A 15,445-nucleotide genomic window follows, 5' to 3' on the forward strand; every position below is an offset into this window, starting at 1 on the left:
ATGAGCAATCCCCTGGAGGACCGCTTCGAACAGGCCCGTACGGTGGCGGACGCCGTCCTGTTCGAGGGATACGTCCTCTACCCCTACCGCGCCTCCGCCGCGAAGAACCAGCTCCGCTGGCAGTTCGGCGTCCTGGTGCCGCCCGCCTGGACCGCCACGACGGGGGAACACTCCGTCCAGCGCACCGAGTGTCTGCTGGAGCCCCGCAAGGGCGACCGCCTCCACGCCGAACTGCGTTTCCTGCACGTCCGGCGGCGCACGGTCGAACGGCTCGACGCCGACGGCGGATACACGGAGGTTCCGGAACTCGACCTTCCCGACCGGGTGTTGGTGCCCTGGGACGAAGGGCACGAGGAACGCGTCCTGATCCATGAGTCGCTCGATGAACTGACGGGCGATCAGGCGTCGGTCCACGCCGTACGGTTCGACCTCCCCGACGCCGTCGAGTACGAGCCGGTGACCGACGCCGAGGGCCGGGCGCTGGGCCGACTCGTGCGGCGCAGACTGCGGCTGACCGGCGAACTGCGCCCGCGTGTCGAGGAGTTGCCGGGGCCCTACCGGGTGCTGCGGCTCACGGTGAGCGTGCACAACACCACCGTCGTCCCGGAGGACGCCGACGCCGACCGCGAGACCGCCCTCGCCCACAGCCTGATCGGAACCCATCTGCTGTTCGGCGTCCCCGGGGGACGGTTCCTGTCGCTGACGGACCCGCCGGAGTGGGCCCGCCCGGCCGCGGCGAGCTGCCGGAACGACCGCACCTGGCCCGTGCTCGCGGGCCCGCCCGGCACGGACGACGTCATGCTGTCCTCGCCGATCATCCTGGAGGACCATCCCGCCGTCGCAGAGGAGAGCCCGGGGCCCCTCTACGACGCCACCGAGATCGACGAGATCCTCTCGCTGCGCACGGCCGCGCTCACCGACCGGGAGAAGCGGGAGGCCCGCGGCACGGACGCCCGGGCCGCCGGGGTCATCGACCTGGTCGACGACATGCCGGACGCGGTCCGCGAGCGGCTGCACGGGGCGATCCGGGGGCTGCGCGAGATCACCGGCGAGGACGGCGGCGACGAGCCGCTCCCCGCCGCTGCCGGCACCGGCACCGGCACCGGACTGAGTCTGCCTCAGGGATCCGGGCATCCCTGGTGGGACCCGGCGCAGGACGCCGGGGCCGCCGAGGTGCCCGACGCCGTCGTCGTCGACGGCGAGACGGTACGGGCCGGCAGCAGGGTCAGGCTCACCCCCGGCGCCCGGCGCTCCGACGCCCAGGACTCCTTCCTCCGCGGCCGGCGCGCCACCGTCGAGGCCGTGGTCGGTGACCTCGACGGCGAGACGCATCTCGCGGTCGTCGTGGACGACGACCCCGGCACCGACGTGCGCCGGGCCCAAGGCCGCTTCCTCTACTTCAAGCCCGACGAAGTGGCACCGCTGAACGAGCGGGAGGAGGAGGCGACATGACCGGACCCGTCCGCACCGGCGCGTCCCGTCCGGCCGAGGAGGGCGGGACCGGCAGGACTCTCGTCGCCGGGGTCGGCAACGTGTTCCTCCAGGACGACGGCTTCGGGGTGGAGACCGTACGACGGCTCGCCGCCCGCACGCCCGAACTGCCGCCCGGCGTCGAACTGATGGACGCCGGCATCCGCGGGGTGCACCTCGCCTACCGGCTGCTGGAGGGCTACCGGACGCTCGTGCTGGTGGACCTCGTCAGCCGCGAAGGTCCGCCGGGCACGCTCTACACGATCGACGTCGGCCCCGAACCCCCCACGGCACGGTCCGCACCGGGCCCGCTGGACACCCACGCCATGGACCCGGCCAGTGTGCTGGCCCTGCTGCACGATCTGCACGCCGGCGCGGGCGGCACCCTCCCGGAGGAGGTGTACGTCATCGGCTGCGAACCCCGCGACACCGGCGAGGGCATGGGCCTGACTCCCCCGGTGGCCGGTGCCGTGGACGCCGCCGCCGACCTGGTGCTCGACCTGGTACGCCGCGCTCCCTCCGTAGCCCGGAGGAGCTGACACCGATGGAGGCAAGGATGGAATGGCAATGGGTTGGCCTGGCCGCGGGCCTCGTAGTGGCCTACGGAGTCGCGAGGAACCTGTCGGACATCCGCCGCTACTTGCGCATGCGGCGCATGTGATCCGGCGGGTGCCCGTGATCCGGCGGACTCTCGTGATCCGGTGGACGCCCGCCGGTGCGCGGACTCCCGCCGTCGCGGCCCGCGCGGCCACCGACGTCCTCGAGCTGCACGTACCGCTCCAGGAAGAGGTGCAGGGCGCCGTGGAGTTCACCCAGGCGCACGAACCACAGGGCGAGGTTCATGGCGCCCTGCTGGGTGATCGCGTAGACACGGCGCGCGGGGCCGCTCTCCGAGGCGCGCCAGTGCGAGGTGACCTCACCGCTGCTCTCCATGCCCCGCAGCAGCCGGTACACATGCGCCTGGTCCGCGTCGCCGCAGCCGAAAGCGCCCAGGCGCTGCACCAGTTCATAGCCATGACCTTGGCGTTCGGCCAGCAACAGGAGCAGCACCGGGGTGAGCAGAGCGCGTCGCTCGACCTCTTGCCCGGTCATCGTGCTCTCAGGGTAACCAGCCATGCGCGGGCCTCACATCCGGGCGCGACGGCGCCGGGCGACGGGTCGGCGGCGGGAGGTGAGGGCCGTGCATGAGCTGTCGATCGCCGTGGCGGTCGTCGAACAGGTCGAGGAGGCCGTGCGGGAACAGGACCGCGCGGTCGCGTCGCTGACCCTTCGGATCGGCGAGCTGGCGGGGGTGGTGCCCGAGGCGCTGGACTTCTCGTTCGGGCTCGCGACGGAGGGCACCGCGCTGGCGGGGGCACGCCTGCTGATCGAGACTGTCGGGGCACGGGGCCGCTGCGAGGGCTGCGGCCGCGAAACTCCGACCGGGATGCCTCCGGTGCTGTGGTGCGCCGGGTGCGGGACGCCGCTGACCCTGCTCAGCGGCCGGGAGCTGGAGATCGTCCGGGTGACGCTGGCCGACGAGCCCCTGGACGCGCGGAAAACCGTGGACGGGAAGGGTGTCGGGCCCCCGGGCGGGAAGGGCGCGGACGACGGGCCGCGGCCCGCGCCGTCCGGGCTGCCGGTACGCGACGAGGAGGCGAGCCATGTGCCGCACCGTTGACCTGCATCAGGCCGTGCTCGCCAAGAACGACGAGAACGCGCTGGCGCTGAGGGGCTATCTGGGTGACCGCGGCACGGTGGCGGTGAACCTGCTGTCCAGTCCGGGCAGCGGCAAGACGGCCCTGCTCGAACGGTTGCTCGCACGCGCCGTGGCGGGCGGCACCCCCGCCGCCGCCGTCACCGCCGACCTGGCGACCGAGAACGACGCGACCCGGCTGGCCCGCTCCGGCGCGCCGGTTCGGCAGATCCTCACCGACGGCCTGTGCCATCTGGAGGCGGGCATGCTCCAGCGGCGGCTGGAGGGCTGGCTGCCCGAGGGCACCCGGCTGCTGTTCGTCGAGAACGTCGGCAATCTCGTCTGTCCGGCCTCCTACGACCTCGGGGAGACCCTGCGCATCGCGCTCGCCTCGGTGACCGAGGGCGAGGACAAGCCGGTCAAGTACCCGACCGCCTTCGGGCTCGCGCACCTGGTCGTGGTCACCAAGACCGACATCGCGGACGCCGTCGGCTTCGACCGGGAGGCGTTCCTGGGGGGTGTCCGGCAGGTCAACCCCGGGGTGCCGGTCCTGGAGACCTCGGCCCGCACCGGCCAGGGGGTCGACGCCCTGCTCGCCCATGTCCTGCGCTGCGCGGCCGGCGAGGAGGCGCACGTACCGGTCCTGGCCCGGCAGCACGAGCGCTACCTGCACAGCCACGGGAACGGCCACGAACACCCGCGTGCCGACGTCCACCCGCACCCCGGCGCACGACAGGCCGGGGCCGGACCGGGCGGGGAGCAGGAGCGGGCGCGGGGGCAGGAGCGGTGAAGCGGGCCCCGGGGCGCGAGCGCCGGCACATCACCGTCACGGGCGTCGTCCAGGGAGTGGGGTTCCGGCCCTTCGTCTACACCCTCGCGCAGGAACTCGGGCTGACCGGCTGGGTCACCAACAACGCGCGGGGCGTCGAGGCCGAGGTGGAGGGTCCGGCCGCCGACGTGGCCGAGTTCTGCGCGCGGATCGGGACGCGTCCGCCGCCGCTCGCGGTCGTCGAGTCGGTCGAGCACCGGGCCGTGCCCCTGGAGAACGACGGCTCGGTGTTCACCATCCGCCCCTCCTCCGGCGGGCCGGGCCGCACCCTGGTCTCCCCGGACACCGCGACCTGCGACGACTGTCTGCGCGAGCTCGCGGACCCCGCCGACCGGCGGTACCGGCACCCGTTCATCACCTGCACGCACTGCGGTCCGCGGTTCACGATCGTGACCTCGCTGCCGTACGACCGGGCCGGCACCACCATGGCGGGCTTCCCGATGTGCGCGGACTGCGCCCGCGAGTACGCGGACCCGGCCGACCGGCGCTTCCACGCCCAGCCGATCGCCTGCCCGGCCTGCGGTCCCCGGCTCACGCTGCGCACGGGGGCGGACGACCCGGGCGAGCTGCGCGACGGTGAGGCGCTCGCCGAGGCCCGCAGGCTGCTGGCCGAAGGCGCCGTGGTCGCGGTCAAGGGGCTCGGCGGCTACCACCTGGCGTGCGACGCGGGCGATCCGGCGGCCGTGCGCACCCTGCGCAAGCGCAAGAACCGCGGCGGCAAGCCCTTCGCGGTACTGGCGGATTCGCCGGAGACCGTCGAACGGCTGGCCCATGCCGGTCCGGCGGAGCGGGAGCTGCTGCTCGGGCCGCGCAAGCCGGTGGTCCTGCTGCGACGGAGGGCCGGGGCGGGCGAGGAGATCGCGGCGGGGGTCGCGCCGGGCAGCCCCGACCTCGGCTTCATGCTCCCGTACACACCGGTGCACCGGCTGCTGCTCGGTCTGCCCGGTGATCCGCCGGGCCCCACCGTCCTCGTCATGACCAGCGGGAACCGCTCGGGCGAACCCATCGTCACCGACGACGCCGAGGCGCTGACCCGGCTGGCGGGGCTCGCCGACGCCTGGCTCGCGCACGACCGGCCCGTTCACGTGCCCTGCGACGACTCGGTGGTCCGGGTCTGCGCGGGAGCCGAGCTGCCGGTGCGCCGGTCGCGCGGCTACGCCCCCTTCCCGGTCGCGCTGCCGGTGCCGGTGGTCCCGGCGCTGGCCGTGGGCGGCGACCTGAAGAACACCTTCTGCGCCGGGGACGGCCGCTACGCCTGGCTGTCCGCGCACGTCGGGGACATGGACGACCTGGCCACCCTGAACGCCTTCGAGCGGGCCACCGGCCATCTGACCGACCTCACCGCCGTCACTCCGCGCCTGCTCGTCGCCGACCGGCATCCCGGCTACCGCGCCACCCTGTGGGCACGGCGCACCGCGGCGGCCCGCGGACTGACCCTGCGCCAGGTGCAGCACCACCACGCCCATGTCGCCTCGGCGATGGCCGAGCACGGTCTGGACGGTTCGGAGCCGGTGATCGGCGTCGCCTTCGACGGAACCGGCTACGGCGACGACGGTGCCGTGTGGGGCGGTGAGGTGCTGCTCGCCGACTACGACGGATACCGGCGGTTCGCCCATCTGGGCTATGTCCCGCTGCCGGGCGGCGACGCGGCCGTACGCAACCCCTACCGGATGGCGCTGTCGCATCTGCGGGCCGCGGGACTGCCCTGGCGGGACGAGCTGCCGTGTGCGGCGGCGGCCACCCCGGAGGAACGGCGGCTGCTGGAACGGCAGCTGGAACGGGGGTTCAACTGCGTTCCCACGTCCAGCATGGGACGCCTCTTCGACGCGGTGTCCTCCCTCGCGGGCGTCTGCCACCGGGTGGAGTACGAGGCGCAGGCGGCCATGGAGCTGGAGAACGCGGCACTGGCGGACCTGGCGGGGCCGCTCGCCGACGACGAGCGGAACGACGCGTACCGGTTCATGCTGAGAGCGGTCCGTCAGGACCCCGGGGCGCCGCTGATCGCCGACCCGGCGCCGGTCCTGGCCGCCGCCGTGGCGGACATCGGGGCCGGCGTCACGGCCGGGCCGGTGGCCCGTCGGTTCCATCGGGCCGTGACCGGCCTGGTCCTGGAGGTGTGCACGGTGGCACGAGAGAGGACCGGCATCGGCACGGTCGCCCTCAGCGGCGGGGTGTTCTGCAACGCCCTGCTCACCGAGGGCTGCGGCGCCGTCCTGGAACGGGACGGCTTCACCGTACTGAGGCACCACAGGGTTCCCCCCAACGACGGCGGTCTGGCCCTCGGGCAGCTGATCGTCGCCGCCCGAGCACGGGACTAGCGCGACAGGAGCGCTGGAGCGAGGCAGGAGCGAGTCATGTGTCTGGCCGTACCCGGCCGAGTGCTGGAGATCGAGGAACGCGACGCCACACGGATGGCCAAGGTGGACTTCGGCGGTGTCGTCAAGGACGTGTGTCTGGAGTACGTGCCGGACATGAAGGTCGGTGACTACGCCATCGTCCATGTGGGATTCGCGTTGCAGCGACTGGACGAGGAATCGGCGAAGCAGACCCTGGAGCTCTTCGAGAACCTCGGAGTGCTGGAGGAGGAGTTCGGCGACGCCTGGGGCAGGGCCGCCCGGGACGCCGGCGCCGAACGCCCCGCCGGAACCGGACTTCCGCCCCTGGAGGGCGCCGAGAAGGAGGCGCGGTCATGAAGTACCTGGACGAGTTCAGCGACCCGGTTCTCGCCAAACGGCTCTTCGACGACATCAGGGCGGTCACCACCCGGCCCTGGTCCCTCATGGAGGTCTGCGGCGGCCAGACGCACTCGATCATCCGCCACGGCATCGACCAACTCCTCCCTGAGGAGATCGAGTTGATCCACGGGCCGGGCTGCCCGGTCTGTGTGACCCCGCTGGAGATCATCGACAAGGCGCTGGAGATCGCCTCCCGCCCGGACGTGATCTTCTGCTCCTTCGGCGACATGCTGCGCGTGCCCGGCAGCGGACGCGACCTGTTCAAGGTCAAGAGCGAGGGCGCGGACGTACGCGTCGTGTACTCGCCGCTGGACGCGCTGAGGATCGCGCAGGAGAACCCCGACCGTCAGGTCGTGTTCTTCGGCATCGGCTTCGAGACCACGGCGCCGCCCAACGCGATGACCGTCTATCAGGCCAAGAAGCTGGGCATCCCCAACTTCAGCCTGCTGGTCTCGCACGTCAAGGTGCCCCCGGCCATCGACGCGATCATGAACTCGCCCGACTGCCGGGTGCAGGCGTTCCTCGCCGCCGGGCACGTCTGCACGGTGATGGGCATGGGCGAGTATCCCGAACTAGCCGAGCGGCACCGGGTGCCGATCGTGGTGACGGGCTTCGAGCCGCTCGACATCCTGGAGGGCATCCGCCGTGCGGTACGGCAGCTGGAGGCCGGGCAGCACACCGTGGAGAACGCCTATCCGCGCGCGGTGCAGGCCGAGGGAAGCCCCGCGGCCCGCGCCATGCTCTCCGATGTCTTCGAGGTGACCGACCGGGCCTGGCGCGGGATCGGCGTGATTCCGCGGAGCGGCTGGCGGCTGTCGCCCAAGTACCGCGAGTTCGACGCCGAGCACCGCTTCTCGGTGACCGGCATCGAGACCCAGGAGTCGACGGTCTGCCGCAGCGGCGAGGTGCTCCAGGGCCTCATCAAGCCGCACGAGTGCGCCGCGTTCGGCAAGGAGTGCACTCCGCGCAATCCGCTGGGCGCGACGATGGTCTCCAGCGAGGGCGCGTGCGCCGCCTACTACCTCTACCGGCGTCTCGGGACCCCGGACAAGGAGGCGAGCTCCGTTGGCTGACTCCGCATACGCTCCCGTCGACTTCTCCTCCTGGACCTGCCCGGCGCCGCTGCGCGACCACGACAGGATCGTGATGGGGCACGGTGGTGGCGGCACGCTCTCCGCCGAACTGGTGGAGCACCTGTTCGCGCCCGCCTTCGGCAGTGACGTGCTCGCCGAGCTCGGCGACTCCGCGCATCTGCTGCTGGGCGGCGCCCGGCTCGCCTTCTCCACCGACTCCTTCGTCGTACGGCCGCTGTTCTTCCCCGGCGGCAGCATCGGGGACCTCGCCGTCAACGGCACGGTCAACGACCTGGCCATGGCGGGGGCCGTACCGGCCTACCTCTCCTGTGGGTTCATCCTGGAGGAGGGCGTCGAGCTCTCCGTCGTGGGGCGGGTGGCCGAGGCGCTGGGCGAGGCGGCGCGGACGGCCGGGGTGGTGGTCGCGACCGGTGACACCAAGGTCGTCGACGCCGGTCACGGCGACGGCATCTTCATCAACACCGCCGGGATCGGCCTGATCCCGGACGGCGTCGACATCCGCCCGCAGCGCGCGGCCCCCGGTGACGTGGTGCTGGTCAGCGGGCCGATCGGCGTGCACGGGGTGGCGATCATGAGCGTGCGGGAGGGGCTGGAGTTCGGCGTCGAGATCCAGAGCGACACCGCCTCCCTGGCCGGTCTGGTCGCGGACATGCTGGCGGTCTGCCCCGACCTGCATGTGCTGCGCGATCCGACCCGCGGCGGTCTGGCCACCTCGCTGAACGAGATCGCCACGGCGGCGCGGGTCGGCATCACACTGGACGAGCGGTCCCTGCCCGTCCCGGAAACGGTCGCCAACGCCTGCGCCTTCCTCGGTCTGGACCCGCTGTACGTGGCCAACGAGGGTAAGCTGGTGGCGTTCGTGGCGGCCGAGCACGCCGACGCCGTGCTCGCGGCGATGCGTGCCCACCCGCTGGGCAAGGAGTCCGTGGCGATCGGCCACTGTGTCCCCGACCATCCCGGCATGGTGGTCGCGGCCACCGGCCTGGGTGGCACCCGGGTGGTGGACATGCCGCTCGGCGAGCAGCTTCCGCGCATCTGCTGACCCACCGCGTCCGCGCCCACGGCTGACACCTCGTCGGCCGGCACGAGCGCTTCCGAGGCCGGCCCTCGGTGACCTACCCGCGTCATGCGGGCGTCACCGGGGGCCGGTCTCTTGTGCGTCCGGGGCGTGCAACCCTCTCGCAACGTCCGGTCTGGTCGGCTGGTCCGCGACAGCCGTGAGACATGAGGGGGAGAGCCGATGGACGTCGTCCCGCGCGTGGAGCTGACGCCCGTGGCCGCCGAGCTGCTGCGGCGACTGCGCGTCCAGCACGGACCGCTGATGTTCCATCAGTCGGGCGGCTGCTGCGACGGCAGCGCGCCCATGTGCTACCCGGAGGGCGAGTTCCGCACCGGCGGCTCCGACGTCCTGCTGGCCGAGCTGGAGGTCGAGGGCGTCGACGAGCCGGTGACGTTCTGGATCTCGAAGAGCCAGTACGCGCTGTGGAGCCACACGCGCCTGATCGTGGACGTCGTGCCGGGCCGGGGCAGCGGCTTCTCCCTCGAAGCACCCGAAGGAGTGCGTTTTCTGATCCGTTCCCGCGTCGTCGGCGCCTAGCCACCGGCCCGGGTCCCTCTCTCTGGTGCAATTCCCCTGAGTCCTTGCACAGTTGACGAGACATCAGGGGGCACCGTGACGCGTCTTGGCAGACGGTTCAGAACGGCACTGACGGTCTTCACGGCAACCGGAGCACTGGCCGGTGCGGCCCTGACGGGGGCGGCACCGGCCGGCGGCGCTGAGGACGCGACCGACATCGCGCCCGGCGTCGAGTACACGCAGCTGGACATCCCGGCGGCCAAGGGAGTGGCGCACGCACACGTACTGACCGTAGATCTGCGCAATCCCCATGTGCGCGTCGATCTCCTCCACCCCGGCGCCGTGGCGTCCCGGGAGCCCGTGTCCGAGCTGGCCGGCTCCCGGGGCGCGGTCGCCGGGGTCAACGGCGACTTCTTCAACATCACGGAGACCCAGCATCCGGGCGTCGAGGCGACGGGCGCGACCGTGGGTCCGGCGATCGCGAGCGGCCGCGGGCTCAAGGCCGCGGTCCCGGACGGCCAGCGGTTCGGACCCGCGCTGCCGCCCGGCACGACCACCGAGGACGTGTTCGGTGTGGGCGTCGACCGCCGGGCCCGGCTGGACAGCGTGGCCCTCGACGGGTCCGTCCGCAGCCCCGCCGGCACCTGGCCGCTCGGCGGGTTCAACCAGTACGCGCTGCCGGTCGGTTCCGTCGGCGCGTTCACCGCGGACTGGGGCAGTGCCTCGCGGGTGCGAGCGACCTGCGGTACGGACACGGACCGGGCCGCGCCGTGCAGCACCGACACCTACGAGGTGACGGTCAGCCGCGGGCGGGTCGTGTCCGCCGCCGGCACTCCGGGCGGCGGAGCCATCGCACCCGGCACCACCGTGCTGGTCGGCCGCGAGGCGGGCGCCCAGCAGCTGCGGAAGCTGTCCGTGGGCGAGTGGGTCGGGGTACGACACCGGCTGGTGGCGGAGTCCTCCCGGGTGCCGTACCGCTTCGCGGTCGGGGGCTATCCGATGATGACCGGCGGGGTGCCGCTGCCGGGTCTGGACGACAGGACCTCCGCCGTACGGACCGCGGTGGGCTTCTCCGACCACGGGCGCCGGATGCAGCTCCTCGCCCTGGACGGCGCCCCGGAGTTCCGCAGCGGTCTCACCATCGCCGAAGTTACGGCGGCGATGCGGCAGTTGGGGTCGCAGGACGCCTTCAGTCTGGACGGCGGCGGATCCACCACGATGGTCGCCCGGCAGGCGGGGGCGGACACCGTCAGCGTCCTCAACCACCCGAGCGGCGGCGCCGAGCGTCCCGTCCCGAACGGTATCGGGGTGTTCACGCGCCCGTGAAACGGCGGCACGTCATGGCGTCAGACTGCCCACGATGTCCGCGGTCGCGGTGAGACCGCTGTGGATGGTCGGCGCCATGCTCGTGCTGGCCAGCAGGAACCCGAGCAGGGCGCAGATCAGCGCGTGGGACATCTTCAGCCCACCGTTGCGCAGGAAAATCACCGCCAGCACCAGGAGAAACAGCACCGCAGAGATGGAAATGGCCATCGTCAACCTCCTCCGCCACGTCCACTTCGCGGCGTTCGGCCGTAAGTGTGGCGTAGCGGAGGGATCGGCCGGGCGGCTGACGTGTCCCCCGAACGGGTGGTCTTCTACCCTCGGTCGTGGGCGTCCAGGAACTCTTCGAGACCGCCCAGGTCATCGGTGTTGAGGTAGTCGACGTCGGCGGCGAGAAGTTCGCGCCAGAGCGCCTCGCGTGTCGGACCCGCAAGATCGGGGGTGGCCCAGAACCGGACCTTCTGCCGGCGCGCGTGCGCGGCCGCCATGATGCCCCGCAGTTTCTCGCGCTCGGCGGCCGGGAACGGTCCCTCACCCAGCCAGCTGAAGTTGAGTGTCCAGTTGTCGCTGATCAGTGGGACGAAGGAGGCGGGGGCGGCGCTGCCGAGGTCGGCGAGCCGGCCGTCGTAGAAGGCGAGCCGCTCGGTCTGCGCCTCCATGGGCACGCGCGCGGCGCGGTCCCCGGAGATCACGGCCGTGACCGGGCCGCGGTGCACCCGGCCGTGCGTGTACCTCGTGAACAGGTGCCGGTAGCGGCGCAGATGACGGTCGAGTTCGAGGTACGTCGAGGAGCCCTCGGTCTTGATGTCGACGAGCAGCTGCAGCGGCTCGTGGTACCCCCGGTACACCGAGCCGTGGTTGGCCCTGACGCGGGCGGCCAGCGGTTCGAGGTAGAGGGATTCGAGTGTGCGGGTGGGGTCGAGGTCCACCGGGTCGTGGGCGACCAGGAGTTGGCCGCCGACGAGGTAGATGTCGGCCTCGACGCTGCCGAAGCGGTGGTCGAGCGCGTCGAGGAGGGGGCGCGGGTGCTCGTAGTCGTTGTGCGCGTGGGCGCGCCACTGGGGGCGCGTTCGGGGCTTCGCCTCGCCTGCCAGGGCCCGCGACGCGGGCAGGGCGACCGAGCCCGCGAGGGCGGCGCCGAAGGTGGTGAGAGCTCTGCGACGGGTGGTGAGGGCCATGCTCCGCCTCCCTTGAGGGGTGCCGTACGGGACCTCAGGGAGTATGCGGCCGGTGGGGCTCAAGAAACCCTGCCCCCAGGGGAGTTGGCCGGACCGACGCTGCGCGTTCACTTCACCTGATCCGGGCGGGACCGGGCGTTCCCCCCTCCCTTCCTCTCCGCGTGTGTCGTGGGCGCACGAAAAAAGCCCGCCCCGGGTGGGGCGGGCTTCGCTCGGAGCGGTGTCAGGGCGCCTGGAGATCGACCAGTTCGGCCAGCGCCGCCCGATGCGCGCCCGCCGTGCCGTAGGCGATCGAGTCGGCCTTGGCGCGCTTCAGATACAGGTGGGCCGGGTGCTCCCACGTCATGCCGATGCCGCCGTGCAGCTGGAGCGCCTCCTCCGCGGCGTGTACGGCGACGGGTGCCGCGTACGCCTGGGCGACGGCGACGGCCACGTCGCTGTCCGCGCTGCCGGTGGCCAGCGCGTCGGCGGCGTTCCGCGCGGCGGCACGGATGTTGACGACCTCCAGCCATACCTGGGCCAGCCGGTGCTTGAGCGCCTGGAATCCGCCGACCGGCCGGTTGAACTGCTTGCGTTCCTTGAGGTAGCGGACCGTCTCGGTCAACGACCAGTCGGCGAGGCCGAGCTGCTCGGAGGCGAGCAGTCCGGCGCCGGCCCGCAGCGCACGCCGTACGGCCGCGGGCCCGTCCGCGGAGAGCTGCCGCGCGGGCGCGGAGTCGAAGGTGACGCGGGCGAGCGGCCGGGTCTGGTCGAGGCTGACCTGCGGGACGATCGTGACGGCGTCCGCGTCGACGGCGTACAGCCCGCCGTCCTCGGCCGGGACGAGCAGGACATCGGCCGCCGCCGCGTCCGCGATGCCCGTCAGCTCCCCGTGCAGGGAGCCGTTCTCCAGCCGTACGGCTTGGTAGGCGCCGCCCGGTCCGACGTTCAGCGGAACGGCGAGGGCGCCCACCGTCCGGCCGGAGGCGAGCGCGGCGAGCAGTTCGGCCGCGACCGGTCCCTCGCAGGCCAGCAGCGCCTCGGTCGCGACCACGGCGCTCGTCAGGTAGGGCACGGGGGCGACCGCGCGGCCCAACTCCTCCAGGACCACGGCGGCTTCGCGGTGCGTGGCACCCTGGCCGCCCTGCTCCTCGGGCACCAGCAGGCCCGCGAGGCCCATGCTCTCCGCGAGGGCCTTCCACAGCTCGGGGTCGTGCGGAGTGCCGGACTCGCTGCGGGTGATCACGTCCGCCGCGGCGCAGCGGTCGGTGAGGAGGTCGCGGACGGCGGCGCGCAGCGCCTCTTCCTCTTCGGTGTAGAGCAGATCCGGCTCGGTGCTCACCTGGCTCATCGGGCGAGGTCCTTCCATGCGACGTCCTTGTCGGTGCGCGGCTCGGACGGCAGGCCGAGGACGCGTTCGGCGACGATGTTCAGCAGGACCTCGCTGGTCCCGCCCTCGATGCTGTTGCCCTTGGAGCGCAGGTAGCGGTATCCGGCGTCCCGGCCGGTGAAGTCGACCAGTTCGGGCCGGCGCATCGTCCAGTCCTCGTACAACAGGCCTTCCTCGCCGAGGAGTTCGACCTCCAGTCCGCTGATCTCCTGGTTCAGCCGGGCGAAGCCGAGCTTCATGCCGGAGCCCTCGTGGCCCGGCTGGCCCTGCGCGAGCTGCTGGCGCAGCCGTTCGCCGGAGAGCCGGGCGACCTCGGCCTCGACCCACAGCCTCAGCAGCCGCTGGTGCGTGTCGTGGGTGCGCAGTTCGGGCCGCTCGCGCCAGGTCTTGGAGACCGGGCCGATCATGCCGCCCTCGCGCGGGATGCGCATGCCGCCGATGGAGACGCGCTCGTTCATCAGGGTGGTCTGCGCGACCCGCCAGCCGTCGCCGACCTCGCCGAGGCGGTGTGCGTCGGGGATGCGGACGTCGGTGAGGAAGACCTCGTTGAACTCGGCCTCGCCGGTGATCTGGCGCAGCGGCCGCACCTCGACGCCCGGGTCGGTCATGTCGCAGATGAAGTAGGTGATGCCCCGGTGCTTGGGCACGTCCGGGTCGGTGCGGGCGATGAGGATGGCCCAGCGGGCGAGGTGGGCGCTGGACGTCCACACCTTCTGCCCGTTGATCACCCACTCTCCCCCGCTCCCGGCCTCGGCGGTGTCCGAGTGGACGGCGCGGGTGCCGAGCGCGGCGAGGTCCGAGCCCGCGCCGGGCTCGCTGAAGAGCTGGCACCACACCTCCTCGCCGACCCACAGGGGCCGCAGGAAGCGCCGCTTCTGCTCCTCCGTGCCGAAGCCGAGGATGGTCGGGGCGGCCATGCCGAGGCCGATGCCGATCCGTCGGGGGTCGTTGTCGGGTGCGCCCGCGGCCGCCAGTTCGGCGTCCACGACGGCCTGGAGGCGGCGCGGGGCGCCGAGTCCGCCGAGGCCCTCGGGGTAGTGCACCCAGGCGAGCCCGGCGTCGAAGCGGGCCCCCAGGAAGTCGAGCCGGTCCGTCTCCCCGGGCGGGTACGCGGCCAGCAGCTCCTGGGTGCGGCGGCGCAGTTCGGCTGCGTCGGTCATGCGGCGGCTCCGTTCTCCAGTGTGGGCACCACGGCGATCCGTCCGGTGGTGACTCCGTCGGCGACCCGCTGCACGGCGGCGGCGGCCCCGCTCAGCGGCACCCGCTCGCTCACCAGCGGCTTGATCGCGCCCCGTGCGGCCAGTTCGGTGAGCTGCTCGTGGCAGTGCAGGACGAGCTTCGGGTTCTTGGTGTTGTACAGGCCCCAGTGCAGGCCGACGATCGCGTAGTTCTTGACGAGGGCGTGATTCAGCGCGGGGCTCGGGATCGACCCGCTCGCGAACCCGACGACCACGATCCGGCCCTCGAAGGCGACGACCTTGGTGGACTGGGTGTAGGCCTCACCGCCCACGGGGTCGTAGATCACGTCCGCGCCGCGTCCGCCGGTCGCCTCCTTGACGGCGGCGATGACGTCCTCGGCGCGCCGGTCGACGACGACGTCACAGCCCAGCTCGCGTGCCACGGCGGCCTTGTCGGCGCCGCCCACGACACCGATGACCCGCGCGCCCGCCGCCTTTCCGAGCTGCACGGCCGCGCTGCCGACCCCTCCGGCGGCCGCGTGGACGAGCAGCGTCTCGCCGGCCTCCAGGCGGGCCCGGCGGTGCAGGCCGAACCAGCCGGTCTGGTAGCCGATGTGCAGGGCCGCGGCCTCGGCGTCGTCGAGGGCGTCGGGGGCCGGCAGCAGGGCGGCGGCGTCCGCGACCGCGTACTCGGCGAAGCCGCCGTGCGGAAGGGCGGGGTTGGCGATCACCCGGCGGCCGTCCTCGGTCTCGCCGCAGATCTCCACTCCCGGTGTGAACGGCAGCGGGGGCCTGACCTGGTACTGGCCGCGGCACATCAGCGCGTCCGGGAAGTTGATGTTCGCGGCGCGCACCTTGAGCAGGACCTGGCCGTCACCGGGCGTCGGCCGATCCACCTCCAGGAGGCGCATCGCCTCTGCGGGCTCGCCGTTCTGGTGCACTTGCCATGCCTGCATGCGGGCCTCCAGGGGACTGTGTCGGCTGACCGGGGTCCACCGCATACTAAGCGGTCGCTTGC

At 72.7% G+C, this 15,445-nt stretch carries 17 protein-coding genes; 11 read left to right on the forward strand and 6 right to left on the reverse strand.

Going from position 1 to position 15,445, the window contains the following annotated elements:
* Genes OG410_RS07370 through OG410_RS42550 form a run of 3 tightly spaced genes read left to right on the forward strand, consistent with a single transcriptional unit; the run spans window position 1 to window position 2,131 of the window.
* Window positions 1–1,452 (forward strand): hypothetical protein, encoded by a 1,452-nt coding sequence (locus OG410_RS07370; protein ID WP_329298387.1) that lies wholly within the window; start codon window positions 1–3, stop codon window positions 1,450–1,452.
* A complete protein-coding gene (locus tag OG410_RS07375; protein ID WP_329298388.1) occupies window positions 1,449–2,009 on the forward strand; it encodes a hydrogenase maturation protease in 561 nt (186 codons plus the stop codon). Before OG410_RS07370 ends, OG410_RS07375 begins: the two co-directional genes overlap by 4 nt.
* Window positions 2,010–2,026: 17 nt before the next feature.
* The gene (locus OG410_RS42550) at window positions 2,027–2,131 is read left to right on the forward strand and encodes a DUF6893 family small protein (RefSeq protein WP_376453418.1); all 105 of its coding nucleotides are present in this window, start codon (window positions 2,027–2,029) and stop codon (window positions 2,129–2,131) included.
* Here OG410_RS42550 and OG410_RS07380 read toward each other — a convergent pair.
* A complete protein-coding gene (locus tag OG410_RS07380) occupies window positions 2,107–2,562 on the reverse strand; it encodes a helix-turn-helix transcriptional regulator (protein ID WP_329298389.1) in 456 nt (151 codons plus the stop codon). The two genes, OG410_RS42550 and OG410_RS07380, sit on opposite strands and share 25 nt — an antisense overlap.
* 88 nt (window positions 2,563–2,650) lie before the next feature.
* On the opposite strand from OG410_RS07380, the gene OG410_RS07385 reads away from it, so the two are divergent.
* The 8 genes from OG410_RS07385 (at window position 2,651) to OG410_RS07420 (ending at window position 10,705) form a co-directional block, all read left to right on the forward strand.
* Window positions 2,651–3,130, forward strand: a complete 480-nt coding sequence (locus OG410_RS07385; protein WP_329298390.1) for a hydrogenase maturation nickel metallochaperone HypA/HybF — start codon at window positions 2,651–2,653, stop codon at window positions 3,128–3,130.
* Entirely contained in the window at window positions 3,114–3,935 is an 822-nt protein-coding gene (gene hypB, locus OG410_RS07390) for a hydrogenase nickel incorporation protein HypB (RefSeq protein ID WP_329298391.1), read from the forward strand. The genes OG410_RS07385 and hypB overlap by 17 nt, the downstream gene beginning before the upstream one ends.
* On the forward strand, window positions 3,932–6,292 hold the full coding sequence (gene hypF, locus OG410_RS07395; protein ID WP_329298392.1) for a carbamoyltransferase HypF: 2,361 nt from the start codon (window positions 3,932–3,934) through the stop codon (window positions 6,290–6,292). The genes hypB and hypF overlap by 4 nt, the downstream gene beginning before the upstream one ends.
* Before the next feature lie 36 nt (window positions 6,293–6,328).
* Complete coding sequence (locus OG410_RS07400; protein WP_103550655.1) at window positions 6,329–6,667, forward strand: HypC/HybG/HupF family hydrogenase formation chaperone; 339 nt, start codon at window positions 6,329–6,331, stop codon at window positions 6,665–6,667.
* A complete protein-coding gene (gene hypD / locus OG410_RS07405) occupies window positions 6,664–7,782 on the forward strand; it encodes a hydrogenase formation protein HypD (RefSeq protein ID WP_329298393.1) in 1,119 nt (372 codons plus the stop codon). The genes OG410_RS07400 and hypD overlap by 4 nt, the downstream gene beginning before the upstream one ends.
* Before the next feature lie 73 nt (window positions 7,783–7,855).
* Window positions 7,856–8,845: a hydrogenase expression/formation protein HypE gene (gene hypE / locus OG410_RS07410; protein ID WP_443063878.1), complete on the forward strand. Its 990-nt coding sequence runs from the start codon at window positions 7,856–7,858 to the stop codon at window positions 8,843–8,845.
* A 198-nt stretch (window positions 8,846–9,043) separates the two neighbouring features.
* Complete coding sequence (locus tag OG410_RS07415) at window positions 9,044–9,400, forward strand: DUF779 domain-containing protein (RefSeq protein ID WP_329298395.1); 357 nt, start codon at window positions 9,044–9,046, stop codon at window positions 9,398–9,400.
* A gap of 75 nt (window positions 9,401–9,475) precedes the next feature.
* Window positions 9,476–10,705, forward strand: coding sequence for a phosphodiester glycosidase family protein (locus tag OG410_RS07420; RefSeq protein WP_329298396.1), 1,230 nt, complete (start codon window positions 9,476–9,478; stop codon window positions 10,703–10,705).
* A gap of 12 nt (window positions 10,706–10,717) precedes the next feature.
* On the opposite strand, the gene OG410_RS07425 is transcribed toward OG410_RS07420, so the two are convergent.
* From OG410_RS07425 to OG410_RS07445, 5 genes are all read right to left on the reverse strand, one after another.
* Entirely contained in the window at window positions 10,718–10,912 is a 195-nt protein-coding gene (locus OG410_RS07425) for a hypothetical protein (protein ID WP_326789170.1), read from the reverse strand.
* A gap of 104 nt (window positions 10,913–11,016) precedes the next feature.
* Window positions 11,017–11,880, reverse strand: coding sequence for a phosphatidylinositol-specific phospholipase C/glycerophosphodiester phosphodiesterase family protein (locus OG410_RS07430; RefSeq protein ID WP_329298397.1), 864 nt, complete (start codon window positions 11,878–11,880; stop codon window positions 11,017–11,019).
* A 223-nt stretch (window positions 11,881–12,103) separates the two neighbouring features.
* The gene (locus OG410_RS07435) at window positions 12,104–13,210 is read right to left on the reverse strand and encodes an acyl-CoA dehydrogenase family protein (RefSeq protein ID WP_329298398.1); all 1,107 of its coding nucleotides are present in this window, start codon (window positions 13,208–13,210) and stop codon (window positions 12,104–12,106) included.
* On the reverse strand, window positions 13,207–14,409 hold the full coding sequence (locus tag OG410_RS07440) for an acyl-CoA dehydrogenase family protein (RefSeq protein WP_329298399.1): 1,203 nt from the start codon (window positions 14,407–14,409) through the stop codon (window positions 13,207–13,209). The genes OG410_RS07435 and OG410_RS07440 overlap by 4 nt, the downstream gene beginning before the upstream one ends.
* Window positions 14,406–15,383, reverse strand: a complete 978-nt coding sequence (locus OG410_RS07445; protein ID WP_329298400.1) for an NADPH:quinone oxidoreductase family protein — start codon at window positions 15,381–15,383, stop codon at window positions 14,406–14,408. The genes OG410_RS07440 and OG410_RS07445 overlap by 4 nt, the downstream gene beginning before the upstream one ends.
* Window positions 15,384–15,445: the final 62 nt, after the last annotated feature.

This window comes from Streptomyces sp. NBC_00659, from assembly GCF_036226925.1.
In the GTDB taxonomy this organism is placed as follows: Bacteria; Actinomycetota; Actinomycetes; order Streptomycetales; family Streptomycetaceae; genus Streptomyces.